The sequence below is a fragment of the Streptomyces sp. NPDC097981 genome (genome assembly GCF_040302565.1).
Classification (GTDB): domain Bacteria; phylum Actinomycetota; class Actinomycetes; order Streptomycetales; family Streptomycetaceae; genus Streptomyces.
In genome coordinates this window covers 1-1,319 of the sequence record NZ_JBEORW010000192.1, presented here as the reverse complement: position 1 = coordinate 1,319, position 1,319 = coordinate 1, and the positions used below count along the sequence as shown (strand labels likewise).

Here is a 1,319-nt window from a genome sequence, read left to right as displayed (position 1 = left end):
CTGAGCTCGGTTGATGTTCTGGGTGAGGTGGAGCGTCGTCGGGTTCTGGTGGAGTGGAACGAGACCGCTGCTGTTGTGGGTGAGGTGTCGGTTTCGGGGTTGTTCGAGGCGCAGGTGGCGCGGACTCCGGATGCTGTCGCGGTGGTGGGTGATGGTGTTGAGGTGTCGTATGCGGAGTTGGACGCGCGTGCGAATCGTCTGGCGCGGTATCTGGTCGGCCGGGGTGTGGGGCCGGAGTCCGTGGTGGGTGTGTGCCTGGAGCGTGGTGTCGGGTTCGTGGTCGCGTTGCTGGCGGTGTCGAAGGCGGGTGGTGTGTATCTGCCGGTTGATCCGGGGTATCCGGCGGAGCGGGTCGGGTTCGTCCTGGCTGATTCGGGTGCGGTGTGTGTGGTGACGCAGGCGTCGTGCGTGGGGGTTGTGCCTGCGGGTGTGGCGTCTGTGGTGGTTGATGAGGGGTCGGTTGCCGGGGAGATCGAGTCTCTGGCGGGGTCGGCTCTGGGTGTGGGTGTGGTGTCGGGTCAGGCGGCGTATGTGATTTATACGTCGGGTTCGACGGGTGTGCCCAAGGGTGTGGTGGTGTCGCACGCGGGTGTGGGGTCGCTGGTCGCGGCTCAGGTGGAGCGGTTCGCGGTGGATGGTGCGAGTCGTGTGCTGCAGTTCGCGTCGGTTGGTTTTGATGCGGCGACGGCTGAGATTTTGGTGGCGTTGTCGGTGGGTGCCGCGTTGGTGGTGGCGCCTGCGGGTGAGTTGTTGCCTGGTGGTGGGTTGGTGGAGTTGGTGGCGCGTCTTGGGGTGACGCATGTGACGTTGCCGCCGGCTGTGCTGGGTGTGCTGGGTGGGGGTGATTTGCCGTCGGTGTCGACGTTGGTGTCGGCGGGTGAGGTGCTGGCCGGTGAGTTGGTGGAGAAGTGGGCGCCGGGTCGTCGGTTGGTGAATGCGTATGGTCCGACGGAGACGACGGTGTGCGCGACGATGTCGGGGCCGTTGGTCGCGGGTGGTGTGCCGGTTATCGGTGGGCCGGTGGTCAATGCGCGGGTGTTCGTGCTGGATGGTTCGTTGCGGCCGGTGCCTGTGGGTGTGGTGGGTGAGCTGTATGTGGCTGGTGTGGGTCTGGCGCGTGGGTATGTGGGGCGTGCGGGTCTGACGGCTGAGCGGTTCGTTGCCTCGCCTTACACCGGTGCGGGTGAGCGGATGTATCGGACGGGTGACCGTGTCCGGTGGACCGCTGAGGGTGAGTTGGTGTATCTGGGGCGTGCGGATGATCAGGTGAAGGTGCGTGGTTTCCGTATTGAGCCGGGTGAGGTCCGGTCGGTGGTGGT

Annotated in this window: 1 protein-coding gene; it reads left to right on the top strand. The window is 65.8% G+C overall.

Features of this window, described 5'->3' with window-relative positions; all coding sequences use genetic code 11:
• The coding region (locus ABTY04_RS40995; RefSeq protein ID WP_352218521.1) for a non-ribosomal peptide synthetase at nt 1-1,319 on the top strand (1,319 nt) is incomplete at both ends.